Source organism: Kitasatospora sp. YST-16, from assembly GCF_026802215.1.
Classification (GTDB): Bacteria; Actinomycetota; Actinomycetes; order Streptomycetales; family Streptomycetaceae; genus Kitasatospora; species Kitasatospora cineracea.
The window spans coordinates 1,224,388-1,250,170 of sequence record NZ_CP113837.1; the positions used below are offsets into that span (position 1 = coordinate 1,224,388).

A 25,783-nucleotide genomic window follows, 5' to 3' on the forward strand; every position below is an offset into this window, starting at 1 on the left:
ACGCTCCCCCGGTGACCGGCCCCGTCCTCCCCGCCCTGCGCCACCAACTGGTGTCCGCGGTCCTCACCCTGGCCGCCCCCGGCCTCCAGGACGACGCCTTCGACCCCGCCCCGCTGCTCGCCACCCTGTTCGGCGAAGCCTGCGACGCCGACGACCCCCTCCCCTGGATCGGCCACACCCTGCGCACCGGCGAAGAAGCCGCCCTCACCGCCGACCTCGGCACCGCCCTCCGCACCCTCCTCACCACCCTCCCGCCCGACCCCCGCCCCACCGACCACCTGCACTCCCCCGCCTGGCCCCCCGTCACCACCGCCGCCGCCCGCCTGGCCCGCACCCTGATCGCCAACGACCACCACACCACCGACTGAGGGGCCCCGGCCACCACGGCCGGGGCCCCTCCCACCCACACCACCCGGGTCAGCGCCCCGGACCCTCACCTACCCCCGCCGGCCCACCCTCCGGCAACACGAAGTGCGGGTTCTCGATCAGCCCCACCACCGCCCCCGAAGGCTCCAGCACCGTCCCGACCCGGATACCGCCCCCCACCTCCTGCACCCGCTCCCGCACCACGGCCCCCGCCGCCACGAACCGCTCCACCGCCACCGCCACGTCCCGCACCCCCCAGTACGACACCGGCCCGACCGCCGGATCCGCATTCGGGTCCAGCCCCAACTCGTACCCCCCGACGTTGAACCCCACGTAGAACGGCTCGTCGAAGTACGGCTCCACCCCCAGCACCGAACTCCACCACGCCTTCGCCGCACCGAGATCCGGCGCGGGATGAATGACCGTCCGAAGACCGAGAAGCACGCCAACGTCCTTTCCGAAGAGCCGAATCGGCAGGAAGCCGAGCCTAGTACTCCAGCCGCAGCCCTTGATCACTGACGCGGAACGACCTGTCGCCACCACCGCCCGCCCGCCGTCGATCGCGGGCGGCCTCATCCGGGCCGCCTCATCCGGGCCGCTGCGCCGAGGTCGCCCGATCCGCCTCGATGCTGCTGGCCGCCTCGGCTGCTTCCCGGAAGGTGACGACCGCCTCGCCGTTCTCCCGCGCCCATGCGGTGAGCATCCTGATGGGCTCCTCCAGGGTCCGCCCGAGATCGGTCAAGCTGTACTCCACGCGCGGCGGCGCCTCGGCGTACGCGTGCCGCTCGACGAGCCCGTTGGCCTGGAGCCGACGCAACGTCTGGGTCAGGACCTTGCGCGAAATGCCACCGCTCAACTCGACCAACTCGCCGTGGCGCAACGGACCGTCGGTCAACGCGAAGAGCGTGACCATGGACCACTTGCTGGCGATGATCTCCATGGCCAGGAGAGCGGGACAGTCGGCAAGGAAGACAATTCCGGGTCGCAGGCTCACGCCCCGAAGGTTACCTGGAGGTACCTGACGGCCGCCTATCGTCGTCGAGGTGCGCACGCTCCCCTACTCGCATCTCGCACGATTGAGGTTTCAGCCATGTTCGTCTCCCTCGCCGTCGTCACCGTGGTCATGTCGGCGCTTCTCCTGATATCGGCCGGGGCCAAGTCCCTGCGGACGCGTCACATCACCGAGCAGATGTCCACCCTCGGAGTGCCCCAGCGCATGATGCCTTTCCTGATCAGCGCTCAGATCGCGGGCGCGGCCGGTACGACCGCCGGACTCTGGTGGGGCCCCCTCGGCATCGCCGCCGCGATCGGCCTGACGCTCTATTTCGCCGGGGCGGTCGCCTTCCACCTGCGCGTCGGTGACCGCAAGGGCGCGTCACCGGCGGCGGTCCTCACCATGGCCTCCGTCGCCCTGATCGTGCTGCGCGCCGCCACCCTCTGACAGCGGACAGCCGGTCTGACACCGGCCTTGATCGTGCCGATCGAGGCCGGCCTCCAGCCTCTCCGGGAACGCAAGAAAGCCCCCTGACTTCCCGTCAGGGGGCTTTCCCACAATGATTGTTCGGCGGCGTCCTACTCTCCCACAGGGTCCCCCCTGCAGTACCATCGGCGCTGTGAGGCTTAGCTTCCGGGTTCGGAATGTAACCGGGCGTTTCCCTCACGCTATGACCACCGAAACACTATGAAACTGTGTACCGCCCGCGTGTGCGGGGGTCGTTGTTTCAGAACAACACAGTGGACGCGAGCAACTGAGGACAAGCCCTCGGCCTATTAGTACCGGTCAACTCCACCCCTCACAGGGCTTCCATATCCGGCCTATCAACCCAGTCGTCTACTGGGAGCCTTACCCTCTCAAAGGAGGTGGGAGTGCTCATCTCGAAGCAGGCTTCCCGCTTAGATGCTTTCAGCGGTTATCCCTCCCGAACGTAGCCAACCAGCCATGCCCTTGGCAGGACAACTGGCACACCAGAGGTTCGTCCGTCCCGGTCCTCTCGTACTAGGGACAGCCCTTCTCAACACTCCTACGCGCACAGCGGATAGGGACCGAACTGTCTCACGACGTTCTAAACCCAGCTCGCGTACCGCTTTAATGGGCGAACAGCCCAACCCTTGGGACCTACTCCAGCCCCAGGATGCGACGAGCCGACATCGAGGTGCCAAACCATCCCGTCGATATGGACTCTTGGGGAAGATCAGCCTGTTATCCCCGGGGTACCTTTTATCCGTTGAGCGACGGCGCTTCCACAAGCCACCGCCGGATCACTAGTCCCTACTTTCGTACCTGCTCGACCCGTCAGTCTCACAGTCAAGCTCCCTTGTGCACTTACACTCAACACCTGATTGCCAACCAGGCTGAGGGAACCTTTGGGCGCCTCCGTTACCCTTTAGGAGGCAACCGCCCCAGTTAAACTACCCACCAGACACTGTCCCTGATCCGGATCACGGACCCAGGTTAGACATCCAGCACGACCAGAGTGGTATTTCAACGACGACTCCACGACAACTGGCGTTGCCGCTTCACAGTCTCCCACCTATCCTACACAAGCCGAACCGAACACCAATATCAAGCTATAGTAAAGGTCCCGGGGTCTTTCCGTCCTGCTGCGCGAAACGAGCATCTTTACTCGTAATGCAATTTCACCGGGCCTGTGGTTGAGACAGTCGAGAAGTCGTTACGCCATTCGTGCAGGTCGGAACTTACCCGACAAGGAATTTCGCTACCTTAGGATGGTTATAGTTACCACCGCCGTTTACTGGCGCTTAAGTTCTCAGCTTCGCCCGACCGAAATCGGACTAACCGGTCCCCTTAACGTTCCAGCACCGGGCAGGCGTCAGTCCGTATACATCGCCTTACGGCTTCGCACGGACCTGTGTTTTTAGTAAACAGTCGCTTCTCGCTGGTCTCTGCGGCCACCACCAGCTCAGGGAGCAAGTCCCGTCACCAGCAATGGCCCCCCTTCTCCCGAAGTTACGGGGGCATTTTGCCGAGTTCCTTAACCACAGTTCACCCGAACGCCTCGGTATTCTCTACCTGACCACCTGAGTCGGTTTGGGGTACGGGCCGCCATGAAACTCGCTAGAGGCTTTTCTCGACAGCATAGGATCATCCACTTCACCACAATCGGCTCGGCATCAGGTCTCAGACTTGTGTTGCGCGGATTTGCCTACGCAACGTCCTACACCCTTACCCCGGGACTACCACCGCCCGGGCTGGACTACCTTCCTGCGTCACCCCATCGCTCACCTACTACCCCGTTGGGTCACCGGCTCCACCACGTCCCATTGTCCGAAGACTCCGGGCCGGCTTCACGGGCTTAGCATCAAGAGGTTCGACGTTGGCGCTTCAAAGCGGGTACGGGAATATCAACCCGTTGTCCATCGACTACGCCTGTCGGCCTCGCCTTAGGTCCCGACTTACCCTGGGCAGATCAGCTTGACCCAGGAACCCTTGGTCAATCGGCGCAAGAGTTTCCCACTCTTGTATCGCTACTCATGCCTGCATTCTCACTCGTGAACCGTCCACAACTCGATTCCTCGGCTGCTTCACCCGGCACACGACGCTCCCCTACCCATCACAGCAGGCGTTGGCCCTATTGCTGCAATGACACGACTTCGGTGGTGTGCTTGAGCCCCGCTACATTGTCGGCGCGGAATCACTTGACCAGTGAGCTATTACGCACTCTTTCAAGGGTGGCTGCTTCTAAGCCAACCTCCTGGTTGTCTCTGCGACTCCACATCCTTTCCCACTTAGCACACGCTTAGGGACCTTAGTCGGTGTTCTGGGCTGTTTCCCTCTCGACCATGGAGCTTATCCCCCACAGTCTCACTGCCGCGCTCTCACTTACCGGCATTCGGAGTTTGGCTAAGGTCAGTAACCCGGTAAGGCCCATCGCCTATCCAGTGCTCTACCTCCGGCAAGAAACACGCGACGCTGCACCTAAATGCATTTCGGGGAGAACCAGCTATCACGGAGTTTGATTGGCCTTTCACCCCTAACCACAGGTCATCCCCCAGGTTTTCAACCCTGGTGGGTTCGGTCCTCCACACGGTCTTACCCGCGCTTCAACCTGCCCATGGCTAGATCACTCCGCTTCGGGTCTTGGGCATGCAACTCTGGACGCCCTATTCGGACTCGCTTTCGCTACGGCTACCCCACACGGGTTAACCTCGCTACACACCGCAAACTCGCAGGCTCATTCTTCAAAAGGCACGCAGTCACAGCCCGAAGGCTGCCCCCACGGCTTGTAGGCACACGGTTTCAGGTACTATTTCACTCCGCTCCCGCGGTACTTTTCACCATTCCCTCACGGTACTATCCGCTATCGGTCACCAGGGAATATTTAGGCTTAGCGGGTGGTCCCGCCAGATTCACACGGGATTTCTCGGGCCCCGTGCTACTTGGGAAATGAGCAAGCAAGCCGCTGATGTTTCGTCTACGGGGGTCTTACCCTCTACGCCGGACCTTTCGCATGTCCTTCGACTACACCAACGGTTTCTGACTCGCCGACCGGCCGGCAGACCGATCAAGCCCACTCCCACAACCCCGTCGCGGCAACCCCTGCCGGGTCTCACACCACAACGGTTTGGCCTCATCCGGTTTCGCTCGCCACTACTCCCGGAATCACGGTTGTTTTCTCTTCCTGCGGGTACTGAGATGTTTCACTTCCCCGCGTTCCCTCCACATACCCTATGTGTTCAGGTATGGGTGACAGCCCATGACGACTGCCGGGTTTCCCCATTCGGACACCCCCGGATCAAAGCTCGGTTGACAGCTCCCCGGGGCCTATCGCGGCCTCCCACGTCCTTCATCGGTTCCTGGTGCCAAGGCATCCACCGTGCGCCCTTAAAAACTTGGCCACAGATGCTCGCGTCCACTGTGCAGTTCTCAAACAACGACCAGACACCCAAACCCGACACCCCACAACAGGGCGCCCGGCATGAGGCCGGCATCCATGAGGCAACTCCCGTTCCCTCAGGACCCAACAACGTGCCCGACCCGGTCCCTTGCAAGCAGTCGCGTTCCACACCCCGAAGGGCAGTACTGGCGGCTTGCGCCGAACCGTGCCGAATAGTCAACGTTCCACCCATGAGCTAGCACTCCGGGACGTTCGCCCGAAGCTGCCGTGTGCTCCTTAGAAAGGAGGTGATCCAGCCGCACCTTCCGGTACGGCTACCTTGTTACGACTTCGTCCCAATCGCTGGTCCCACCTTCGACGGCTCCTCCCCTGACGGGTTAGGCCACCGGCTTCGGGTGTTACCGACTTTCGTGACGTGACGGGCGGTGTGTACAAGGCCCGGGAACGTATTCACCGCAGCATGCTGATCTGCGATTACTAGCAACTCCAACTTCATGGGGTCGAGTTGCAGACCCCAATCCGAACTGAGACCGGCTTTTTGGGATTCGCTCCGCCTCGCGGCATCGCAGCCCTTTGTACCGGCCATTGTAGCACGTGTGCAGCCCAAGACATAAGGGGCATGATGATTTGACGTCGTCCCCACCTTCCTCCGAGTTGACCCCGGCAGTCTCCTGTGAGTCCCCGACATTACTCGCTGGCAACACAGAACAAGGGTTGCGCTCGTTGCGGGACTTAACCCAACATCTCACGACACGAGCTGACGACAACCATGCACCACCTGTACACCGACCACAAGGGGCGCCCATCTCTGGACGTTTCCGGTGTATGTCAAGCCTTGGTAAGGTTCTTCGCGTTGCGTCGAATTAAGCCACATGCTCCGCTGCTTGTGCGGGCCCCCGTCAATTCCTTTGAGTTTTAGCCTTGCGGCCGTACTCCCCAGGCGGGGAACTTAATGCGTTAGCTGCGGCACCGACGACGTGGAATGTCGCCAACACCTAGTTCCCAACGTTTACGGCGTGGACTACCAGGGTATCTAATCCTGTTCGCTCCCCACGCTTTCGCTCCTCAGCGTCAGTAATGGCCCAGAGATCCGCCTTCGCCACCGGTGTTCCTCCTGATATCTGCGCATTTCACCGCTACACCAGGAATTCCGATCTCCCCTACCACACTCCAGCCTGCCCGTATCGAATGCAGACCCGGGGTTGAGCCCCGGGCTTTCACATCCGACGCGACAGGCCGCCTACGAGCTCTTTACGCCCAATAATTCCGGACAACGCTCGCACCCTACGTATTACCGCGGCTGCTGGCACGTAGTTAGCCGGTGCTTCTTCTGCAGGTACCGTCACTTGCGCTTCTTCCCTGCTGAAAGAGGTTTACAACCCGAAGGCCGTCATCCCTCACGCGGCGTCGCTGCATCAGGCTTTCGCCCATTGTGCAATATTCCCCACTGCTGCCTCCCGTAGGAGTCTGGGCCGTGTCTCAGTCCCAGTGTGGCCGGTCGCCCTCTCAGGCCGGCTACCCGTCGTCGCCTTGGTGGGCCGTTACCCCACCAACAAGCTGATAGGCCGCGGGATCATCCTGAACCGCCGGAGCTTTCCACCGCAGAACATGCATCCTGCGGTCGTATCCGGTATTAGACCTCGTTTCCAAGGCTTGTCCCAGAGTTCAGGGCAGATTCCCCACGTGTTACTCACCCGTTCGCCACTGATCCACCCCGAAGGGCTTCACCGTTCGACTTGCATGTGTTAAGCACGCCGCCAGCGTTCGTCCTGAGCCAGGATCAAACTCTCCGTGAATGTCTCCACGGGGAGCGGCACGGCAACCACCGGAATAAGGCGGCCCCGCGCACTGCGTCCTCGCTAGTGTTTTACTTCAAAAGGAATCTCCAACCCCGACAAGACGTCGAGGCCGGGGATGTCAACATATCTGGCGTTGACTTTTGGCACGCTGTTGAGTTCTCAAGGAACGGACACTTCCTTCGGACCGCATTCCTGCGGACCCTCCGGGCGCTTCGTTCTTTCGTGTTTCCAGCTTATCAGATCCGAGCTTGTGCTCTTTCCCGACTCGCTTTCGTCTTCTGCGGCTTGACGCCCCGTCCGACGTTTCACACTCTAGCCGATCCCCGCTCCTGAAAGCGAATCGGCCGCAATCTCCGAAAAAAGCGCACGCCGAAAATACGAACGGGGACGCGAAAGACACGCGACCCGTCACGGATCATCGACCTGGTTTCTCAAGGGATTGGCCGCCCCGGGACCGTCCACACAGATGCGTGTCCGGTGCTCCCTGCCGAGCGACCAGTGAACACTACGCCCGATCCGGCCCAGGTGCAAACAACAGCAAGACGGCCGGCCCGGGAGGCTTCTCCCGAACCGACCGTCGGCACGTCAGACCATCTGACCGTCAGACCAGCGGACCAGCCGTCGCGCCCCCTGGAGGGGGGTCAGTCCTCGCGGGCCATCTCCTCCGCGATCGCCGCGGCGAAGGCGTCGATGTCCTGTTCGGTGGTGTCGAAGGCGGTCATCCAGCGGACTTCACCGGTGTGCTCGTCCCAGAAGTAGAAGCGGTAGCGCTTCTGGAGGCGTTCGCTGACCTCGCGCGGGAGGAGGGCGAAGACGGCGTTGGCCTGGACGGGGCGGACCACGGTGATGCCGGGGATGTCGCGGACGGCGGCTTCGAGGCGGCGAGCCATCGCGTTGGCGTGGCCGGCGTTGCGGAGCCAGAGGTCTCCGGTGAGGAGGGCCTCGAACTGGACCGAGACGAAGCGCATCTTCGAGGCGAGCTGCATCGACATCTTGCGCAGGTACTTGAGGTTGCGGACCTTGTCCGGGTTGAGGACGACCACGACCTCGCCGAGCAGCAGGCCGTTCTTGGTGCCGCCGAAGGAGAGGACGTCGACGCCGGCGTCGGTGGTGAACTCGCGGAACGGGGCATCGAGGGAGGCGGCCGCGTTGGCGAGCCGGGAGCCGTCCAGGTGGACGAGCATGCCGCGTTCGTGGGCGTGTTCGCAGATCGCCCGGATCTCGTCGGCGGTGTAGAGGGTGCCGAGTTCGGTGGACTGGGTGATCGAGACGGCGAGCGGCTGGGCGCGGTGCTCGTCGCCCCAGCCCCAGGCCTGCTGGTCGATCAGGTCGGGGGTGAGCTTGCCGTCGGGGGTGGGGACGAGGTGGAGCTTGATCCCGGCGATCTTCTCGGGGGCGCCGCACTCGTCGACGTTGATGTGCGCGCTCTCCGCGGCGACGACCGCGCCCCAGCGCGGGAGCAGGGCCTGGAGGGCGACGACGTTGGCGCCGGTGCCGTTGAAGACGGGGTACGCCTCGGCGCAGTCGCCGAAGTGGCGGCGGAAGACGGTCTGGAGGTGTTCGGTGTAGGCGTCCTCGCCGTAGGCGACCTGGTGGCCGTCGTTGGCGAGGGCGATCGCGGCGAGCACCTCGGGGTGGACGCCGGCGTAGTTGTCGCTGGCGAAGCCGCGGACGGCGGGGTCGTGGTGCCGTACCGCGTCGGTCGGGCCGAAAACGGGGGTCATCGGGCTGTCAGCCACAGGTGCTGTCCGTTCAGTTCTGCTGCGGGGCGGTCCCAGAGGGACGCCAGGGTGGTGGCCAGGTCGGCGGTGTCGGTGAAGCCGGCGAACTTGGCGTCCGGCTTCTCGGCCCGCATCTCGGGGCTGACCAGGGCTTTGATCACCAGGATGACGGCCGCCGCGGTGGGTTCGCCGTCGGGGGCGGTGGTCTCCTTGCGGAAGGAGTCGGCCATCGCCAGCGTCCAGGCCTCGGTGGCGGCCTTGGCGGCGGCGTAGGCCGCGCCGCCCGCGGTGGGCTTGTGCGCGGCGGCGGCGGAGACCATGGCGTAGCGGCCGGCGGGGCTGCGGAGCAGCGCGGGCTGGAAGGCCAGCGAGGTGTGCTGGAGGGTGCGGACGACGGTGTCGTGCAGGAAGTCCCAGTCGTCGATCCGGGATTCGAAGAAGCTCTTGCTGCCGCGCCAGCCGCCGACCAGGTGGAGCAGGCCGTCGACGTGGCCGTGCTCGGCCTCCAGGTGGTCGGCCCAGTCGTGGACCTCCTGCGGGTCGAGCAGGTCGATGACCTGTCCGTGGACCTTCGCGCCGGGGACGGCGGTGCGGACGGCGGCGAGGGCCGCGTCCAGTCGGCGCTGGTCGATGTCGGCGCCGATCACGGTGGCGCCGTCGGCGGCGAGGCGGCGCAGGGTGGCCTGGCCGGCGGGGCCGCTGGCTCCGGCGACGGCGACCACCCGGTCGGCGAGGGGACGGGTGCTCATGCGGCGATCTCCTGGGTGCTGGTGCCGGTGATGCCCTTGGTGTCGGCGATGACGCGGCGGAGTTTCTTGGACAGGGCCTCGTAGAACATGCTGAGCGGGAACTCGTCGGGGTGGACGGCGTCGCACAGGGCCTTGCGCAGGGCCTTGTCGTCGGCGAGGTCGAGCGGGAGCGCCTCGGGGCCCTTGGCCCAGGTGGAGGCGGGGTGCGGGGTGAGGTAGCGGGAGACCAGCTGGTAGGCGGCGATCCAGTGGGCGGTCTTGGGGCGGTCGATGCCGTCGCGGTAGAGCGTCTCGATCTCGGCGCAGAGCTGGTTGGTGACGTCGGCGACGCGGTCCCAGTCGATGGTGAGGCGGTTGTCGCGCCAGCGCAGGGCGTCGTGCTTGTGCAGGTAGGCGAAGAGCAGCTGGCCGCCCATGCCGTCGTAGTTGCGGACCCGGTCGCCGCTGACCGGGAAGCGGAACAGGCGGTCGAAGAGGATCGCGTACTGGACGTCGCGGCCCTGGGGGTGGCCCTCGGCCTCGAGCTTGACCGACTCCTTGAAGGTGTTGAGGTCGCAGCGGAGCTCTTCGAGGCCGTACATCCAGAACGGGCTGCGCTGCTTGATCATGAAGGGGTCGAAGGGCAGGTCGCCGTGGCTGTGGGTGCGGTCGTGGACCAGGTCCCACAGGACGAAGGTCTGCTGGGTGCGGTCCTGGTCCTGGAGCAGCCCGGCGGCGTCGGCGGGGATGTCGAGGTCGAGCTGGCGGACGGCGCTGGTGCTGACGGCGCGGAAGCGGGCGGCTTCGCGGTCGCAGAAGATGCCGCCCCAGGTGAAACGTTCCGGCGCTTCGCGGACGGCCACGGTCTCGGGGAAGAGCACGGCGGAGTTGGTGTCGTAACCGGCGGTGAAGTCCTCGAAGGCGATGCCGAGGTAGCCGGGGTTGTCGAAGCGGGTGCGCTCGAGTTCGGCGATCCAGTCGGGCCAGACGACCTTCAGCAGGACGGCTTCCAGGTTGCGGTCGGGGTTGCCGTTCTGGGTGTACATCGGGAAGACGACCAGGTGGCCGGTGCCGTCGACGCGCTGCTCGTTCGGGCGGAAGGCCAGCAGCGAGTCGAGGAAGTCGGGCTCGCGGTAGCCGGTGTCGGCCCACTTGGCGAGGTCGGCCCGGACGGCGGCCAGGTAGGCGGCGTCGTGCGGGAAGAGCGGGGCGAGCTCGGCGACGGCGGCCTGCACGGTCTCGACCAGCGGGTCGACCGTGGAGCGCGGGACGGCGGCGAGGTCGATCGAACCGTCCTTGGACTGCAGCGGCCGGAGGGCCTCGACGGCCTCCTTCAGGCGGGTCCAGGCCGGGTGCGCGACCGGGTCGGTGGCGTGGGCGTCGCCCGCGAGCGCGAGCGTCGGCGAAAGATTCTGCATCACAGGCTCACTTCGACAGGAGTTATTACGACAGGACCACGTTAAATGCGAAAGGTTCTCCGGCTCAAGGCCGGTTTGACGGTAGACGCTCCAGTTCGTAGTACCGGTGCCCGCCGATCTCTCCGCGGTGGAGTAGGAGGGGAGCGGGCACGGACCGGAACGGACGGCTCCGGCCCGCCCGGCCCGGGGGCGCCCGACCTGCCCCGACCATGCCCCGGCCCCCACCGGGTCGCCACCGGGGCGCCCACCGTGCGCGCAGGACCGGTCACGCCTCGGTGCGCCCCCGTTCGCGCCCTGCTGCGCCCGGGCGGGGTCGGTGATCGTGGAGGGGACCCGGACCTCGGCCTCCCGCGGCCTCCCGCGGCGACCGGCGGCGCCCTCCGCGGAGGCCGCGGGATCACGGGGCCACGGGGCCGCAGGGCCACGAGGTCACGGCGACATCCGGCACGGAGGGGGACGCGATGCACGGTCCGGCGCTGGTGAGCTGGCTGCTGGCGGCGCTGGCCGCGGGCAGCGGCGGCTACTGCGGGTGGCGGGTGCGCCGCTGGAGCACCGAACCGGCCTGCGGCGGCCACCACCGGGCGCGCCGGGAGTCGGACGTGCTGGAGGCCGCGATGGGCCTGGGCATGGCCGGGATGGCGCTGCTGCCGGGGGTGTTCTGGGGCTGGCCGTACGCGCTGCTGGCGGCGGTGCTGCTGGTCGGCGCGCTGGCCGGGCGCGGCGCGGGGCGGCGGGTGCACCGGCTGCACCACGGGATCGGGGCGCTGGCGATGGCGTACATGGCGCTGGCGATGGCCGGCGGCGGGTCGGCGGGCGGGCACGCCGGGCACCACGGGCAGCCGGGCGGGCTGCCGCTGCTGACGGGGGTGCTGCTGGTGTACTTCGGGGCGTACGCACTGTGGGAGGGCAGCCGGGTGCTCGCAGCGGGCGGTCCGGTGGCGGCGGCGCCGCTACCGCGGGCCTGCCGGGCGGCGATGGGGATCGGGATGTTCGCCATGCTGCTGTCGATGTGAGCCCCCGGCGCGGCACGGGCGTTCGACCGCCGGGCGGAGGTGCGGCCGACGGGGCGGCTGACGGGGCGTCGGGCGGTCCGGCGGCAGCGGCCGGGCGTGGCCTTGGTCACTGGACCGACCCGGCCGTTCCGCGCGGGCGTGTGGCGGCATAGGTTGGGGGGAAGCGCATCGCCGCGCCTCGAACCCTCCCTCGGGGAGACCTCTGCCATGACGGCACTGCTGAGCCTGCTGCTGCTCGGACTGCTGCTCGCCACCGTGGCGCCGAGCCGCCTGGCCCGGGCCCGCTGGCCGGAGCGCGAACCGGTGCTGGCCCTGTTGGTGTGGCAGATGCTGGTGGTCGCGGTACTGCTGTGCTGCGTGCTGAGCCTGCTGCTGGCGAGCGCGGCCGCCCTGCCCGCCTGGCGGGACGTGGTGTTCTCGGGCGCCCCGGCCGGGGTGGAGGACGCGTACGAGCTGGTGGGCCTGGAGGGCTGGGGCCGGCTGTCGGCGGCGGTGCTGGCGGCGGGCGGGGTGTGGACGGCGGTGTCGCTGGCCCGGGAGGTGCGTTCGGCGCGCGCGGAGCGCGGTCACCGGCACGCCCAACTGGTGCGTCGTGCGCCGGAGTTGCCGAGTTCGCTGCTGCCGCGTCGGCGCCGGGTGCGCGAGCCGCTGGTGGTGCTGGAGAACGTCCGGCCGCAGGCCTGGTCGCTGCCCGGGCCGCGGGCCCGGCTGGTGGTGACCACGGGGGCGCTGCAGCAGCTGTCGGACCGGGAGCTGGCGGCGGTGCTGAGCCACGAGCGCGGTCACGTCCGGGCCCGGCACCACTGGTTGGGGCAGTGCGCGCAGGCGTTGGCGACCGGGTTCCCGGGGGTGGAGGTGTTCTCCGCGTTCCGGGACCAGGTGGCGGTGCTGGTGGAGCTGGCGGCGGACGACCGGGCGGCCCGGCGGCACGGGCGGGTGACCACGGCGCTGGCGCTGGCCGAGCTGAACAGCGAGGTGTTCGCCTCCTGCCCGCCAGCCCAGCTGGCGCAGTCCCCCGCCCGGGTGGACCGGCTGCTGCTGGGCGAGCCCCGGCTGCCGGTGCCGGCCCGGCTGGGCTGGACGCTGGCGGCGCTGGCCGCCCCGCTGGGCGCGGCGGTGCTGGCGGTGGCACCGGGGCTGTCGGCGCTGCTCTGACGGCACTCCCCCCGCCGGCCCCGGTCTCCGACGGCCGGGTGCGGAACCGGCGGCCGCACGCCCCTTGACGGGCCGTCAGCCGCCGGGCTCCGGCCGGTTCAGTCCTCGTCGGGGCCGAGCGTCTCGGCGAGGATCCGGCGGTGCACGGGGCGGGCCTTGAGGTAGCGCTCGCGGCCCTCGTCGGTGAGCGCGATGTAGATGCCGCGCCGGTCGTCGACGCAGTGCGTGCGCCGGACCAGGCCGGCCTTCTCCATCCGGGCGACCAGCCGGGAGAACGCGCTCTGGCTGAGGTGCACGGTGCCGGCCAGGGCCTGCGCGCGCTCGCCGCGGCCGGGCTCCTCCCGCTCGAACTCCCGCAGCCGCTCCAGCAGTTCGAACTCGCTGACGCCGAGCCCGTACGCCTCGCCCAGCTCGCGGTCGATGGCGCAGGCGGTGGCCGCGTGGCGGGCCAGCAGGGCGCGCCACTGCTCGCCGAGCGCCGTCTCCGCGGACGGGTCGTGGTCTGGGTCGAAGTCGGTCACGCCGCCAGGTTAGCACATGCACACACATCTGTTGCGTCCGCATTAAATGTGTTTGCATCCCATGCACATGCATGTAGCGTGCTGTGCCATGACCGACACGACGGTGACCCACACGCCTGCGGCCGACCATCCGTCCGCGACCGAGCACACCCGCTGGAGCCCCCGACTCTGGGGCGCCCTGGTGGTGCTGTGCGCCGCGATGTTCCTCGACGCGCTCGACGTCTCGATGGTCGGCGTCGCCCTGCCCTCCATCGGCGCCGACCTGCACCTGTCCGACTCCGCCCTGCAGTGGGTGGTGAGCGGCTACGTCCTCGGCTACGGCGGGCTGCTGCTGCTCGGCGGCCGCGCGGCCGACCTGCTCGGCCGCCGCCGGGTGTTCCTGGTCGCGCTGGCCGTCTTCGCCGGCGCCTCGCTGCTCGGCGGGCTGGTGGACAGCGGGCCGCTGCTGATCGGCGCCCGCTTCCTGAAGGGCGTCAGCGCCGCGTTCACCGCCCCGGCCGGCCTGTCCATCATCACGACCACGTTCCCGGAGGGCCCGGCGCGCAACCGGGCGCTTTCCATCTACACCACCTGCTCGGCCGCCGGCTTCTCGCTCGGCCTGGTGATCAGCGGCCTGCTGACGTCGGCGGGCTGGCGGCTGACGTTCCTGATGCCCGTCCCGGTCGCCCTGATCGCCCTGGTCGTCGGCGTCAGGCTGCTGCCCCGGCGGCACGACGGGCAGCGCTCCTCCGGCGGGTACGACCTGGCCGGCGCGGTCACCGGCACCGCGGCGGTGCTGCTGCTGGTGTTCACGGTGACGGAGGCCCAGGGCGCGGGCTGGCTCTCCGCCCGCACCCTCGGGTCGCTGCTGCTGGTGGCGGCGCTGGCCGCTGCCTTCCTGACCATCGAGTCCCGCACCGCCCATCCACTGGTCCGGCTCGGCATCTTCCGGGACGCCGGCGTCCGCCGGGCGAACCTCACCGCGCTGACGCTGATGGGCAGTTACGCGGGCTTCCAGTTCGTGGCCACGCTGTACCTGCAGCGGCTGCTGGGCTGGTCGGCGCTGGAGACGACGCTGGGGCTGCTGCCCGGCGGCGCGGTGGTGGCGTTCTCGGCGGGCGCCGTCGGCCGCCTGCTGGACAGGTACGGCCCGGCCCGGGTGCTGCCGGTCGGCGTGGCCTCGATGACCCTCGGGTACGCGCTGTTCCTCCGGCTGGACGAGCACAGCGGCTTCCTCGGCCTGGTGCTGCCGAGCATGCTGCTGATCGGCGCGGGCTTCGCGCTGGCCTTCCCCTCGATCAACGTGGCGGCCACCGCGGGGGTCGCGGACGACGAGCAGGGCCTGGCCTCGGGCCTGGTGAACACCGCGCTCCAGGTCGGCGGTGCGATCGTGCTGGCCGTCACCACGGCGGTGCTCACCGCGGGCAGCGCCGGCGGCACCGACGCGCACGCCCAACTGTCCGGCTACCGGCCCGCGTTGCTGCTGGTGACGGGCACCACCGCGCTCGGCCTGCTGATCGCGCTGACGGGCGCGATCCGCTCCGGCCTCCGACGCGGCCAGGCCCCGGCCCCGGTCGCCGACCACGTCTACCCGGCGGAGGCGTCGACAGAGGCCTCGGCGGAGGCGTCGACGGAGGCGTCGACGGAGCAGGAGCAGGAGCAGGGGGTGCTGGTGTCGGAACGCTGAGCGGAGCGGAGCCCGGGCCCGGGCGGTCGGCCTCCCGCCGTCCCGGGCGCGCCGGCAGCCCCGGGCGGTCCGGCCGTCCTTCGGGCCGGCTCCACCAAACCCCCGTCTTGGTGGAGCCGGTGCGCGCGGTCCGCCATCGGGCGGACTGCGGAGCAGTCACCATCGCAGTTGGGCGGGCCACGGTCAATCAGTGCAGCCGCACCGAGACCGAACCGCCGCACAGCACAAGGAGGTTGATCCGTACCCCGCGCCGCCCACGCGCCACCGGCGCCCTCGGCGCACCACCGGCGCCCCTCCGCACCACCCGCGCTCCGGCGGAGAAGCCGCGGGGGGGCGGGTGGTTCCGCTACTGGCTCTTGAGGATCGAGTGCAGCAGGTCGAGGGTCTGCTGCGGGGTGAGGCTGTCCACGCACAGCCGCTCCATCACCTGGAGGTACTCGTCGACGTCGTCGCGCTTGTCCAGGTAGAGGGCGCTGGTGAGCTGCTCCAGGTAGACCACGTCGGGCAGGTCCTGCTCGGGGAAGCGCAGCACCGAGAAGGCGCCGCTCTCACCGGCGTGCGCGCCGAACCGGAACGGCATCACCTGGACGACCACGCTGGGGAGTTGGGCCAGTTCCACCAGGTGCTCCAGTTGGGCCCGCATCACCTCGGGGCCGCCGACCGGGCGGCGCAGCGCGGCCTCGTCGATGACGGCCCAGAGCTTGGGGCCGCGGCCGTCGGTGAGCAGTTTCTGCCGGCGGGCCCGCAGGGTGACCCGGCGGCCGATCTCGGCGTCGTCGAGGGTGGGGCGGTTCTGCGCGAAGATCGCCCGGGCGTAGTCCTCGCACTGGAGCAGGCCGGGGATGAACTGCACCTCGTAGGTGCGGATGAGGGCGGCGGCCTCCTCCAGGCCGATGTAGGTCTGGAACCAGTTGGGCAGCACGTCGTTGTAGCTGTGCCACCAGCCGGACTTGTTGGCCTCGCGGACCAGTGCCAGCAGGGCCTCCCGGTCGGGGCCGGCGGCGAGGCCGTAGAGGCTGAGCAGGTCGGCGACGTCGCGCTCCTTGAAGGAGACCCGGCCGAGCTCCATCCGGCTGATCTTGGACTCCGAGGCGCGGATCGCGTAGCCGGCGTCCTCCCGGCTGATGGCGCATCCCTCGCGGAGCCGGCGGAGTTGGGAGCCGAGGAGGATGCGGCGCACCATCGAGCCCCCGCCGGGCTGAACTGTGGTCATCTGACCAAACCTCCACTCGGACGGACCAGTTGCACAGTCTGCCATCACTTGGGCGCGCTGAGTGCCGGTAGTGGTGCACCGGACTGTCGCTTCGGCCACTTCCGGGTCCATCTTGCACGTGCATCCGGTGCATGCATATGCCAATCGCACGACTGCACGTGAACCGGCTCTTGCATCTGCCGTGAGCGCAGAGGACCATGGTGCACGTGCACTTGCACGCCCTGGCAATCCCGCGGGCCCCGCGTCGACCCCATGCGCGAACCCGCACACCCTCCCGGCAACGCCCGCGCGTCGCTGGGTACTTGCGTGTGCGGACCGGTCGGCCGACGGTCCGGCGGCCGAGCGAGTCGGAGGTGACCGGCATGACCCCGGTGGGTCCCGCCGTGTCCGCCCCCTTATGGGAGGAGCTCTTCATGAGCACCGGTACGGTCCTGGCGACCGACCCTCATGTGGTCAGCTGCACCCTCGCTCCCCGTTTCGAAGCCGTGCGCACCGCACGGGAGTTCACCAGGCGGTCGCTGGAGGCCTGGGGGCTCGGGGAGATCTTCGACGACGTGGCCCTGGTGGCCTCGGAGTTGGTGACCAACGCCCTGCGGCACGCGCTCGGCCAGAGCGAGCCGTCCCGGGTGCCGGTCCAGGGCGTCCCGCAGCCGACGGTGGAGACGCTGCCGATCCGGATCAGCCTGGTGCACCGCGCGCCGCAGGTGGTCTGCGCGGTGAGCGACCCCTCCAGCACCGGTCCGATAGCCCGGGAGGCCGACTTCGTGGCCGAGTCCGGCCGCGGGCTGCACCTGGTGGACTCGTTCTCCCGGTCCTGGGGCTGGCACCCGCTGGCCGGCGCCGGGAAGGTGGTCTGGGCCCTGTTCGACGCCCACACCGAACTGCCCGTCCCGGAACAGCTGTCGAACTCCGGCCGGCACCGCCGCTCCGCCTGACCCGCACCCCCCGACCCGAACACCGGCCGACCCGCACACTCCCCGACCCGAACACCGCCCGCCCCGCGCACCCCCTGAAGCGCACCGTCCGACGAAGCCCGGTGCGAGCGGCCTTTCCTGACGGGACGTCAGAGGCGCTGGGCGGCGCCCGGAACCACGAAGGCCGTCGCGGGATCCCCCACGACGGCCCGGGTGAACGGGAGTCGACCGGCCGTCAGGGCGTGCCGCCCAGGTGGTCGAACTCCCCGTCCTTGACGCCGAGCAGCATCGCGGTGATCTCGTCCCTGGTGTAGACCAGTGCCGGGCCCTGCGGGAAGCGCGAGTTGCGCATCGCCACGTCGCCGTTCGGCAGCGCGGCGAATTCCACGCAGTTGCCCTTCGAGTTGCTGTGACGGCTCTTCTGCCAGACCACCCCGTCCAGGTCCGTCGCCGCCATGCCGTTGTACGCCTCACGCATTGTTTTCTCCCCAGAGCCTGGCGAATGCCTCACTTGACGTGATGATAGCCCTCCTGCACGTGCATCAGCATGGGAAATTTCCCGTGCAGAAGAACGTGCCAATGCTGTCACCAACCCTTCACAGCCGCGCAATTGACGGTGCGTAAGCGGACACAGCCGGGCGAAACGCCAGTCACTCCATGACCGTCCGCACACATCCGTCTGCGCGTTGTCGATCATCACCACCTTCCACGCGGTTCACAGGTAGTCACGATTCGCACTGTGATGACTGTCACTTCCTGGCGGAAACCCGCCCGCTGCCGGTATCCGGCTGCAACGCGCGAGGGGACATGTCCTACGATCTGGCGCATGAGCACCGCAGCCATCCCGGGCGCGCCACTGCCCGTCCGTACGCCAGGCTCCCGTGCGCGGGGGCGCCACCGCCGTCCCGAGCGCCCCGAGATCATGGCCGGTTCGCCTGCCCTGGTGCTGGCGGTCCCGGCCGTCGCCGGGCCGGAGAGCCGCCCGGTCGTCGAGGAGCTGCTGTCCATCGTCCGCACCGAGCAGGCGGGGATCGAGGTGACGGCGGCCTACCAGGGCGGCGAGGACGCGCCGACGGTCGCCGACCTGCTGGCGGCGGCCGCCGAGGCGGGCCTGCCCGCGCCGGTGGTCGTCCCGCTGGTGCCCGGACCGCACGGCTTCCTGCCCGAACTGCACAAGCTGGCCGCCGAGACCGGCGCCCAGGTGCTGGACCCGCTGGGCCCGCACCCGCTGCTGGCCGAGGCCGTGCACGTGCGGCTGTCCGAGGCCGGGCTGGCCCGCGCCGACCGGGCCCGGCTGTTCGCCATCGCCACCGCCGCCGACGGCGTGGTGCTGACCACGGTCGGCGGCGAGGAGGCGGCCGCCGCGGCCGGCATCACCGGCGTCCTGCTGGCGTCCCGGCTGGCCGTGCCGGTGGTCCCGGCCGCGTTGGACGTGCCCGGCTCGGTGGCCGCGGCCGTCGCGCACCTGCGCGCCACCGGCTCCGAGCGCCCGGCGCTGGCCCCGCTGGTGATCGGCCCGGAGGCCGACACCGAGCTGCTGGCCACCGCCGCCGAGGAGACCGGCTGCGCGAGCGCCGCCCCGATCGGCGCCTACCCGACGGTGGGCCAGCTGATCGCCTCCGCCTACCTGGCCGCGCTCCCCGAGCCCACCCAGGAGCAGTTGGAGGCCGCCGAGGCCGCCATCGAGCAGCAGCGCACCCCGGGGGCGCACGCGGCGCGCTGACGCCGACCGAGAGCCGCGACGGGCAGGAGCAGCGAATCGACGCGCTCCCGCCCGTCGCGCTTCCCCCGTGCCGCGCACCGACCGGTCCCGACGCGCTTCCCCCCTGCCGCGCCGACCGGTCCCGATGCGTTTCCCCCGTGCCGCGCACCGACCGGCCCCGACGCGCTTCCTCGTGCCTCGCACTGACCGGTTCCGTCAGGCTGCCGCTCAGCCGGTGGTGACGCGTCCCGTCCCGGGTGCGCGGTCGGTGAAGGCGAGCGCGGGCAGGGCGACCGGGCGCGGCGGGACGGGGGCCTCGGCCGGCGTGGTGGTGGCGTTCCACGGCGTGCCGGCGAGCCCCGGGCCGCCGCCCTTGCCGAGCGCGACGGTCTGCGCCTGCCCGGCCGGGCGGAACAGGATCCGGGTCGGGTCGGGCGCGTCCGGGTCGAGCCACAGTTCGCTGCCGGGCGGGCCGCCGAACGCGCAGTCCAGCACCGCGATGTCGTCGGGCTTGCCGTCGCCGGTGGCCCGGAACGCCACCCCGGCCTTCCGGTAGCCGGTCAGCCGGCTGCGGCTCAGGGTGACGGCCTCGCCGGCCAGTTGGTGCTTGAGGGTGGTCACCGCGTAGTCGGACTGCCCGGCGGCGTCGATCAGCAGCCCGTCGAAGACGGTGCCCTTGTCGCGGCCGAGCGCGTGCACGGCGATGCCGCCGGCGGCGTTCCCGTACAGCACCGAGGCGGTGTAGTCGAAGTCGTTCAGGTAGGCGCCGTGCTCGATGCCCCAGCCGCCGTTGTGGTACGCCGCGTACTGGGTGACGGTGTGGTGGTGCTCGGCGTTGAGCCAGACGAAGATGCCGTTCTGCAGGTTGTTGTGCGCCAGGCAGCGTTCGAAGGTCCAGACGCCCTCGCTGGTCTCCGGCCACTCGTAGCCGGACGCGCCGGTGGCGCCCTGCACGCCGACGGCCACGCAGTCCCGGGCCGAGGAGCCCGTCCCGGCGCCGAGGCTGAAGCCGGTGAGCCGGTAGGCGCGCGGGTTGGGCTCGAAGGCGGTGCGGGAGGCGACGCAGCCGTCGTAGGCGATGTCGTTCGAGGGGCCCTGCGGGGTGCGGGTGTCGATCGGGCCGTCCCACCAGTACGCGTCCTCCCAGGTGTCGTGGGAGATGCAGCCGCGGAAGGTGATGCCGTGGCTGGCGTGCGGCACGAAGGCGTGGCTGCCGGTGTCGCGGACCACGACGCCCTCGACCACGGTGCCGCGCGAGGTGTCCAGCAGCATGTGGAAGTGCAGCCCGTACCGGCCGAGCACGGGTTCGGTGACGGGCTTGCCGTCCCAGCTGTCCTTGCCGTCGGCGCGCGGGCCGAGCCAGCGCAGGGCGGCGTGCCGGACGTCGGGCGGGCGGCTGGAGGTGAGGTGGACGTGGGCCCGGCCCTGCTCGGTGCCCTCGATCCGGACGTTGCGGCTGAGGTTGAGCACCTCGGCGCCGAAGGTCGCGCCGCCACCGGTGGCCACCCGCGGGTGGGCGTGCCGCAGCGGGCCGGTCAGGGTGACGGTGGCGCCGTCGACCCGGGCGACCGTCACCAGGTCGTAGGCGGTGGAGAAGTCCGCGGTGTCGGGCGGCGCGGTCGGGGTGACGGCCAGTTCGTCGCCGGGCTGCCAGCCGTCGGGGGCGGCGGCCAGCTTCAGCGCGGTGTCGCCGGGCCCCAGGTCGGCGGCGGCCCGGACCCAGGCGGTGCGGGGCGCGCCGTCCAGGCGCAGGTAGCCCTGGCCGGTGACCCACAGGCCGGTGTCGCTGTCGACGACGGTCATCCCGCCGCCCGCGAACCGGTGTTCGTCGACGTGCGGGAAGCGCAGGGTGTGGGTGTGCGCGGCGTCGGGGGCCAGGGCCAGGACGCCGCGGACCTCGACGTTGCCCGCGCTGGCCAGGGTCAGCGTCCGGTCGGCGGCGAACACCAGCGAGCCGCCGGGCTCCACCAGCAGCGAGCCGACCTCGGCGTCGGCGTCCAGCACCACCCGGTCGGTGATCCGCACCGCGCTGCCGGGGCCCGGCGGTTTCCCGCCCCAGCCCTTGGCGTCGGACCACTTGCGGCCGCCGGTGTCCAGCACCGGGGGCCGGGCGGAGGGCTGCGGGCTGCCGGCGGCGGGTGGTGGGGCGCCGGTGCCGTGCGGGTGGCCGGCCGGGGTGGCGGTGCCGGTCCGCGCGGCGGCGGCTCCCGCCGGTTCGTCGGCCCCGGCCAGCGACTGCCGCAGGACCACTCCCCCGCCGAGCGCCGCCGCCGTCCCGGCCGCCAGCCAGGTCAGCATCCGGCGCCGCCCGACCGGCGGGCGCCGGTGCCGTACCGGCGGCGGTTGCCGTTCCTCGTCCTGCCGCTGTTCCACCGTGGCCGCCCTTCCGGGTTCCGCCGCCCTGAGCCGTCGGGGGCAGCATAGGCAGCGCGGGCGCCGGAAAGCGGCGGATTCGGTTTCGCTTCAGCATTCTGACGTACCGTCAGGGGGGTGCGGCGGGGCGCTTCCGGTCAAGGACAGAACGCCCATACGGCGACAAATGACCCGCCCACCGGGTGACCAAACGTGAATAATCCCGCATAACTCAGCATAGTGCAGCAAAACGGGCACAAGATCACCTATCGCCTGACGTCCCGCCAGAATTCGCCGCCGCTCGCGGAGTTCGCCGAATATCCCTTGATCACCCATTCCGGCCACTGTGATGCCGGTCACGGGCATTTGCGGATTCTCCTTAATTCCGCTTAATCTCCTGCCCACGTTCGTGGACACACGGACCCAGTTCGCCCGGAACGCCGAGTCCTGCCGCCGGGCGGGTCGGCTCATGCACAACGCACCACGGCAGGGGCGGGGGAACCAGGTAAGTCGCCCCGGGCGGTCGAAGGACCGCACGGGGCTAGGGGTGAAGCCGGGCGCACCACGCGGTGCGCGCGGCCGGGCAACTCCAGCCCGAATCCGACAGCTCACCTCGCAGGCGTGGGAGAGGAACGCTTCTTCATGCTGCCCATCAGCTCCAAGCGCGCCCGCCGCCTGATCGCCACCACCGGTGTCGTCGGCATCGGGCTGTCGATCCCCTGCCTGACCGGTGGCGTCGCCTCCGCGGCGACCGTCTCCACCTGGGACAAGGTCGCGCAGTGCGAGTCCAGCGGCGACTGGGCGATCAACACCGGCAACGGCTTCTACGGCGGTCTGCAGTTCACCGCCTCCACCTGGGCCGAGTTCGGCGGCACCGCGTACGCCTCGCGCGCCGACCTCGCCACCAAGGACCAGCAGATCTCGGTCGCCGAGAAGGTCCTGGCCTCGCAGGGCCCCGGCGCCTGGCCGGTGTGCTCGATCCAGGCCGGCCTGACCAAGGGCGGTGCCGCCCCCCAGGTCGACACCTCCGGCTCCGCCTCGTCCGCCACCGCCGCGCCGTCGCAGTCGCAGACCCAGGCGCCCGCGCAGTCGCAGTCGCAGTCCGGCAGCAAGGGCAAGTCCCAGAACGGCTGGTCGCAGAACGGCTGGTCGCAGGGCAAGTCGCAGGCCCAGCCGCAGGCCGAGCAGAGCGCCCCGGCCGCCACCGCCGACCAGTCGGCCGGCACCTACACCGTCGTGGCGGGCGACTGGCTGTCCACCATCGCGCAGAGCCAGCACGTGGACGGCGGCTGGCAGAAGCTGTACGACCTCAACCGCTCGGTGCTCACCGAGGGCCCGGACATGATCTACCCGGGTCAGCAGCTCTCGCTCGGCGGCGCCGCCACCGCGCAGCAGCAGTCCGCGCCGGCCGCCACCACCTCCTCCTCCGCCAGCACCCACCAGGGCTCGTCCTGGAAGGGCGACCGCTCCTCCGCCGCCAAGTCGTCGAGCACCCCGGCCAAGTCGTCCACCGCGACCACCGCCACCGCCTCGACCAGCGCCAAGACGACCACCACCGCCACGGCCGCCACCAAGGCGACCGGCTCCAAGGCCGCGGCGATCGACTTCGCGCTGTCCAAGCTCGGCCAGGCGTACGTCTACGGCGGCACCGGCAACGGCGGCTGGGACTGCTCCGGCCTGACCCAGGCGGCGTTCCGCCAGGCCGGCATCAGCCTGCCGCGCGTCGCCGCCGACCAGGCCGACTACTCGACCCGCGTCTCGCTGGACAGCCTGCAGCCGGGCGACCTGCTGTTCTGGTCCAGCAACGGCTCCAACTCGGGCGTCTACCACGTCGCCCTGTACGTCGGTGACGGCAAGTACGTCGAGGCCGCGAACCCGCGTTCCGGCGTCCGCACCGAGACCATCGCCAACTGGGCCCCCGACTTCGCGGGCCGCGTCTGATCACCGGCACGACCGCCGCTGCCCCCGGGGACCTGGTCGGCCCCGGGGGCAGCGGCCTATCCTCGGCCGTACGAGGCCCGACGAGCCTCGACGGAGCCTCGGCAGGGGCTCGACGACCGGGGAGCAGCACCATGGCGAAAGTGACGATCACGCTGGACGCGGACCTGGCCCTGGAGGTGATGATGCGCGTCGGCGCCACCAGCCCCCAGGACGCGGTGGAACTGGTCGTCCGCGACTACCTCTCCACCGACCGCCGCACCATCGCCCGCACCGGCGGCACCCGCGACGGCGAACGCCTCCTCCCCAAGCCCCCGACCATCGAAGAGGGCTGACGCCCCGCCGGGCGGCCGCGGCCCCGCCGGTCCCGAAACCTCCACAACCTCCGCAACTGTCAAGTAACTTACTGTCTAGTAAGTTCACCGGCGAGTACCTAACCTGGGCGAACCCCCACCCCACCCAAGGGAGTTCGCTCATGGCACACCCCCTCGCCCGGGCCGCCCGCGCCGCCCGTCCGCCCGTCGAGGTGCTGCGCACCGGCGGGCGGGTCGTCGAAGCCCGGTCCGCGTACCTGGTGCCGCCGCCCGCGGACGGGGTCCTGGGCGACCTGCCGTTCCGCAACGCGCGGGAAGCGCCGGAGGCGGTGGTGGTGACGCGCCGTCAACCGGACGGCTCCTGGCGGGACGTGACGGCCCGTGAGTTCGCGGAGCAGGTCGCGGCGGTGGCCCGCGGCCTGGTCGCGGTCGGGGTCGGCCCCGGCGCGCGGATCGTGCTGATGTCGCGGACCGGGTACGAGTGGACGCTGCTGGACTTCGCCGCCTGGGCGGCCGGCGCCTGCGTGGTGCCGGTGTACCCGACGTCCGCGGTGGAGCAGGCGGAGTGGATCGTCCGGGACTCCGGCGCGGTGCTGGCGGTCGCGGAGGACGCCGGCACCGCCGAGGTGCTGACCGTGGCGATCGCCCGCACCGGCGGGACGGTGCCGCTGTGGCGGCTGGACGAGGACGCGGTCGGCGCCCTCGCCGAGCTGGGCCGCCCCGTCCCCGCCGAGGAGTTGACGCGCCGCAGACGGGCCCAGGGCCCGGACGACGAGGCCACGCTGATCTACACCTCGGGCACCACCGGCCGTCCCAAGGGCTGCCTGCTCACCCACGCCAACTTCCTCACCGAGGCGGCGAACTGCCACGCCCTGCTGGAGCCGGTGTTCGAGGAGGCGACCGGCCGGGCGCCGTGCACCCTGCTGTTCCTGCCGCTGGCGCACGTGCTGGGCCGGATGATCCAGGTGACCTGCGTGTACGGGCGGGTCCGGATCGGCCACAGCCCGTCCCTGAAACCGGCCGACCTGCGGCCGGACCTGGCCTCCTTCGGCGCGACCTTCCTGGTCGGCGTGCCCTACCTGTTCGAGAAGATCCACCAGTTGGGCCGGGCCGAGGCGCAGGCCAAGGGCGCGGTGAAGGTGTTCGACCGGGCGGCCGCGGTGGCGGTGCGCTACGCCCGGGCCGAGCTGGCCGCGGCGGACGGCGGCCGCCCGGCGCCGCTCTCGCTGCGGCTGGCGCACGGCCTGTACGACGCGCTGGTGTACCGGCGGGTGCGGGCCGCGATGGGCGGCCGGGTGCGGTACGCGATCAGCGGCGGCTCCTCGATCGACCCGGAGCTGCTGCTGTTCTTCGCCGGCGCGGGCGTGCTGGTGCACGAGGGCTACGGGCTGACCGAGAGCAGCGGCCCGTCCACGGTGAACCCGCCGCTGCGGCCGCGTCCGGGCACGGTCGGGCAGCCGGTGCCGGGCAGCGCGGTGCGGATCGCCGAGGACGGCGAGGTGCTGCTGTCCGGCGGTCAGCTCTTCGACGGCTACTACGAGTTGGGGGCGCCGCGGCCCCGGCGGCCGCACTGGTTCGCCACCGGCGACCTGGGGCGGCTGGACGAGGACGGCTACCTGACGATCACCGGCCGCAAGAAGGAGGTCCTGGTGACCTCCGGCGGCAAGAACGTCTCCCCCGGCCCGCTGGAGGACCGGCTGCGCGGCCACCCGCTGGTCGGCCAGGCCCTGGTGGTCGGCAACGGCCGCCCGTACGTGGGCGCGCTGCTCACCCTGGACCCGGAGGCGGTGGAGCGCTTCCTCGCGCTGGACCCGCCGACCCCGCCGGGCGCGCCCGACGGCGTGGACCTCTCCAGCGCCGTCCCGGTGCACCCGGCGGTGCTGGCGGCGCTCGCCGAGGCGGTGCGGGGCGTCAACGCGACGGTCTCGCGCGCCGAGTCGATCCGCCGGGCCCGGGTGGTGGCGGGCGAGTTCACCGAGGAGCGCGGCCTGCTGACGCCCTCGCTGAAGGTCCGCCGACAGGCCGTCAGCACCGCCTACCGCCGCGACCTCGAACAGCTCTACGCCTGAAAGGTACGGCCCCCGGGAGGAGCTCCTCCCGGGGGCCG

The 25,783-nt window shown here is 70.2% G+C and carries 19 protein-coding genes, 3 rRNA genes and 1 riboswitch; of the genes, 10 read left to right on the plus strand and 12 right to left on the minus strand.

Going from position 1 to position 25,783, the window contains the following annotated elements; genetic code table 11:
* Positions 1-11: 11 nt before the first annotated feature.
* Positions 12-368, plus strand: a complete 357-nt coding sequence (locus OU787_RS05575) for an SCO4402 family protein (protein WP_268658732.1) — start codon at positions 12-14, stop codon at positions 366-368.
* A 49-nt stretch (positions 369-417) separates the two neighbouring features.
* Here OU787_RS05575 and OU787_RS05580 read toward each other — a convergent pair whose 3' ends face one another.
* Complete coding sequence (locus OU787_RS05580) at positions 418-942, minus strand: VOC family protein (protein ID WP_268658733.1); 525 nt, start codon at positions 940-942, stop codon at positions 418-420.
* 10 nt (positions 943-952) lie between these two features.
* On the minus strand, positions 953-1,306 hold the full coding sequence (locus OU787_RS05585) for a winged helix-turn-helix transcriptional regulator (protein WP_268661813.1): 354 nt from the start codon (positions 1,304-1,306) through the stop codon (positions 953-955).
* Positions 1,307-1,456: 150 nt separating this feature from the next.
* On the opposite strand from OU787_RS05585, the gene OU787_RS05590 reads away from it, so the two are divergent.
* The gene (locus OU787_RS05590; protein WP_268658734.1) at positions 1,457-1,807 is read left to right on the plus strand and encodes a DoxX family protein; all 351 of its coding nucleotides are present in this window, start codon (positions 1,457-1,459) and stop codon (positions 1,805-1,807) included.
* 118 nt (positions 1,808-1,925) lie between these two features.
* On the opposite strand, the gene rrf is transcribed toward OU787_RS05590, so the two are convergent.
* From rrf to OU787_RS05620, 6 genes are all read right to left on the minus strand, one after another.
* Positions 1,926-2,042: ribosomal RNA gene (rrf, locus tag OU787_RS05595) — 5S ribosomal RNA — on the minus strand.
* A gap of 74 nt (positions 2,043-2,116) precedes the next feature.
* Positions 2,117-5,223, minus strand: a 23S ribosomal RNA gene (locus OU787_RS05600).
* 279 nt (positions 5,224-5,502) lie between these two features.
* A 16S ribosomal RNA gene (locus OU787_RS05605) occupies positions 5,503-7,018 on the minus strand.
* The 16S, 23S and 5S rRNA genes sit together here, the layout of an rRNA operon.
* A 644-nt stretch (positions 7,019-7,662) precedes the next feature.
* Positions 7,663-8,745, minus strand: coding sequence for a threonine aldolase family protein (locus OU787_RS05610; protein ID WP_268661814.1), 1,083 nt, complete (start codon positions 8,743-8,745; stop codon positions 7,663-7,665).
* A complete protein-coding gene (locus tag OU787_RS05615; protein ID WP_030462214.1) occupies positions 8,742-9,491 on the minus strand; it encodes an SDR family NAD(P)-dependent oxidoreductase in 750 nt (249 codons plus the stop codon). Before OU787_RS05615 ends, OU787_RS05610 begins: the two co-directional genes overlap by 4 nt.
* Positions 9,488-10,888, minus strand: coding sequence for a DUF6421 family protein (locus OU787_RS05620; protein WP_030462213.1), 1,401 nt, complete (start codon positions 10,886-10,888; stop codon positions 9,488-9,490). The genes OU787_RS05615 and OU787_RS05620 overlap by 4 nt, the downstream gene beginning before the upstream one ends.
* A 461-nt stretch (positions 10,889-11,349) precedes the next feature.
* Between OU787_RS05620 and OU787_RS05625 the strand changes: the two genes are divergently transcribed.
* Positions 11,350-11,901, plus strand: a complete 552-nt coding sequence (locus tag OU787_RS05625) for a DUF5134 domain-containing protein (protein ID WP_030462212.1) — start codon at positions 11,350-11,352, stop codon at positions 11,899-11,901.
* Positions 11,902-12,108: 207 nt separating this feature from the next.
* Positions 12,109-13,056 carry a M56 family metallopeptidase gene (locus tag OU787_RS05630; protein ID WP_030462211.1) on the plus strand — a complete coding sequence of 316 codons (948 nt, stop codon included), beginning with the start codon at positions 12,109-12,111 and terminating at the stop codon, positions 13,054-13,056.
* A gap of 98 nt (positions 13,057-13,154) precedes the next feature.
* On the opposite strand, the gene OU787_RS05635 is transcribed toward OU787_RS05630, so the two are convergent.
* Positions 13,155-13,577, minus strand: coding sequence for a MarR family winged helix-turn-helix transcriptional regulator (locus OU787_RS05635; RefSeq protein ID WP_030462210.1), 423 nt, complete (start codon positions 13,575-13,577; stop codon positions 13,155-13,157).
* Positions 13,578-13,665: 88 nt separating this feature from the next.
* Here OU787_RS05635 and OU787_RS05640 point away from each other — a divergent pair, with 88 nt between their 5' ends.
* Positions 13,666-15,243: an MFS transporter gene (locus OU787_RS05640; RefSeq protein WP_268658735.1), complete on the plus strand. Its 1,578-nt coding sequence runs from the start codon at positions 13,666-13,668 to the stop codon at positions 15,241-15,243.
* A gap of 346 nt (positions 15,244-15,589) precedes the next feature.
* Here OU787_RS05640 and OU787_RS05645 read toward each other — a convergent pair whose 3' ends face one another.
* Entirely contained in the window at positions 15,590-16,456 is an 867-nt protein-coding gene (locus OU787_RS05645) for a helix-turn-helix domain-containing protein (protein WP_030462208.1), read from the minus strand.
* Positions 16,457-16,869: 413 nt separating this feature from the next.
* Between OU787_RS05645 and OU787_RS05650 the strand changes: the two genes are divergently transcribed.
* Positions 16,870-17,391 carry an ATP-binding protein gene (locus OU787_RS05650; protein ID WP_051817332.1) on the plus strand — a complete coding sequence of 174 codons (522 nt, stop codon included), beginning with the start codon at positions 16,870-16,872 and terminating at the stop codon, positions 17,389-17,391.
* 214 nt (positions 17,392-17,605) lie between these two features.
* Here the strand turns inward: OU787_RS05650 and OU787_RS05655 are convergent, their stop codons facing one another.
* Positions 17,606-17,848, minus strand: coding sequence for a DUF397 domain-containing protein (locus OU787_RS05655; protein WP_030462206.1), 243 nt, complete (start codon positions 17,846-17,848; stop codon positions 17,606-17,608).
* Positions 17,849-18,196: 348 nt separating this feature from the next.
* On the opposite strand from OU787_RS05655, the gene OU787_RS05660 reads away from it, so the two are divergent.
* The gene (locus OU787_RS05660) at positions 18,197-19,093 is read left to right on the plus strand and encodes a hypothetical protein (protein WP_232795090.1); all 897 of its coding nucleotides are present in this window, start codon (positions 18,197-18,199) and stop codon (positions 19,091-19,093) included.
* 207 nt (positions 19,094-19,300) lie between these two features.
* On the opposite strand, the gene OU787_RS05665 is transcribed toward OU787_RS05660, so the two are convergent.
* Complete coding sequence (locus OU787_RS05665; protein ID WP_268658736.1) at positions 19,301-21,445, minus strand: hypothetical protein; 2,145 nt, start codon at positions 21,443-21,445, stop codon at positions 19,301-19,303.
* Positions 21,446-21,891: 446 nt separating this feature from the next.
* A riboswitch (cyclic di-AMP (ydaO/yuaA leader) is annotated at positions 21,892-22,061 on the plus strand.
* Between the two features lie 5 nt (positions 22,062-22,066).
* Between OU787_RS05665 and OU787_RS34530 the strand changes: the two genes are divergently transcribed.
* From OU787_RS34530 to OU787_RS05685, 3 genes are all read left to right on the plus strand, one after another.
* On the plus strand, positions 22,067-23,365 hold the full coding sequence (locus OU787_RS34530) for a transglycosylase family protein (RefSeq protein ID WP_051817330.1): 1,299 nt from the start codon (positions 22,067-22,069) through the stop codon (positions 23,363-23,365).
* Between the two features lie 131 nt (positions 23,366-23,496).
* Positions 23,497-23,697: a hypothetical protein gene (locus OU787_RS05680; protein ID WP_030462202.1), complete on the plus strand. Its 201-nt coding sequence runs from the start codon at positions 23,497-23,499 to the stop codon at positions 23,695-23,697.
* Between the two features lie 140 nt (positions 23,698-23,837).
* Positions 23,838-25,745, plus strand: a complete 1,908-nt coding sequence (locus OU787_RS05685) for an AMP-dependent synthetase/ligase (protein ID WP_030462201.1) — start codon at positions 23,838-23,840, stop codon at positions 25,743-25,745.
* The last annotated feature ends 38 nt before the right edge of the window (positions 25,746-25,783 follow it).

What these genes read in the sequence shown, in the direction of transcription:
- OU787_RS05580 (WP_268658733.1), bottom strand. Translation starts at nt 942, where the DNA reads ATGAGGCCGCCCGCGATCGACGGCGGGCGGGCGGTGGTGGCGACAGGT.
- OU787_RS05585 (WP_268661813.1), bottom strand. Translation starts at nt 1,306, where the DNA reads ATGGAGATCATCGCCAGCAAGTGGTCCATGGTCACGCTCTTCGCGTTG.
- OU787_RS05590 (WP_268658734.1), top strand. Translation starts at nt 1,457, where the DNA reads ATGTTCGTCTCCCTCGCCGTCGTCACCGTGGTCATGTCGGCGCTTCTC.
- OU787_RS05610 (WP_268661814.1), bottom strand. Translation starts at nt 8,745, where the DNA reads ATGACCCCCGTTTTCGGCCCGACCGACGCGGTACGGCACCACGACCCC.
- OU787_RS05615 (WP_030462214.1), bottom strand. Translation starts at nt 9,491, where the DNA reads ATGAGCACCCGTCCCCTCGCCGACCGGGTGGTCGCCGTCGCCGGAGCC.
- OU787_RS05620 (WP_030462213.1), bottom strand. Translation starts at nt 10,888, where the DNA reads ATGCAGAATCTTTCGCCGACGCTCGCGCTCGCGGGCGACGCCCACGCC.
- OU787_RS05625 (WP_030462212.1), top strand. Translation starts at nt 11,350, where the DNA reads ATGCACGGTCCGGCGCTGGTGAGCTGGCTGCTGGCGGCGCTGGCCGCG.
- OU787_RS05630 (WP_030462211.1), top strand. Translation starts at nt 12,109, where the DNA reads ATGACGGCACTGCTGAGCCTGCTGCTGCTCGGACTGCTGCTCGCCACC.
- OU787_RS05640 (WP_268658735.1), top strand. Translation starts at nt 13,666, where the DNA reads ATGACCGACACGACGGTGACCCACACGCCTGCGGCCGACCATCCGTCC.
- OU787_RS05645 (WP_030462208.1), bottom strand. Translation starts at nt 16,456, where the DNA reads ATGACCACAGTTCAGCCCGGCGGGGGCTCGATGGTGCGCCGCATCCTC.
- OU787_RS05650 (WP_051817332.1), top strand. Translation starts at nt 16,870, where the DNA reads ATGAGCACCGGTACGGTCCTGGCGACCGACCCTCATGTGGTCAGCTGC.
- OU787_RS05655 (WP_030462206.1), bottom strand. Translation starts at nt 17,848, where the DNA reads ATGCGTGAGGCGTACAACGGCATGGCGGCGACGGACCTGGACGGGGTG.
- OU787_RS05660 (WP_232795090.1), top strand. Translation starts at nt 18,197, where the DNA reads ATGAGCACCGCAGCCATCCCGGGCGCGCCACTGCCCGTCCGTACGCCA.
- OU787_RS34530 (WP_051817330.1), top strand. Translation starts at nt 22,067, where the DNA reads ATGCTGCCCATCAGCTCCAAGCGCGCCCGCCGCCTGATCGCCACCACC.
- OU787_RS05680 (WP_030462202.1), top strand. Translation starts at nt 23,497, where the DNA reads ATGGCGAAAGTGACGATCACGCTGGACGCGGACCTGGCCCTGGAGGTG.
- OU787_RS05685 (WP_030462201.1), top strand. Translation starts at nt 23,838, where the DNA reads ATGGCACACCCCCTCGCCCGGGCCGCCCGCGCCGCCCGTCCGCCCGTC.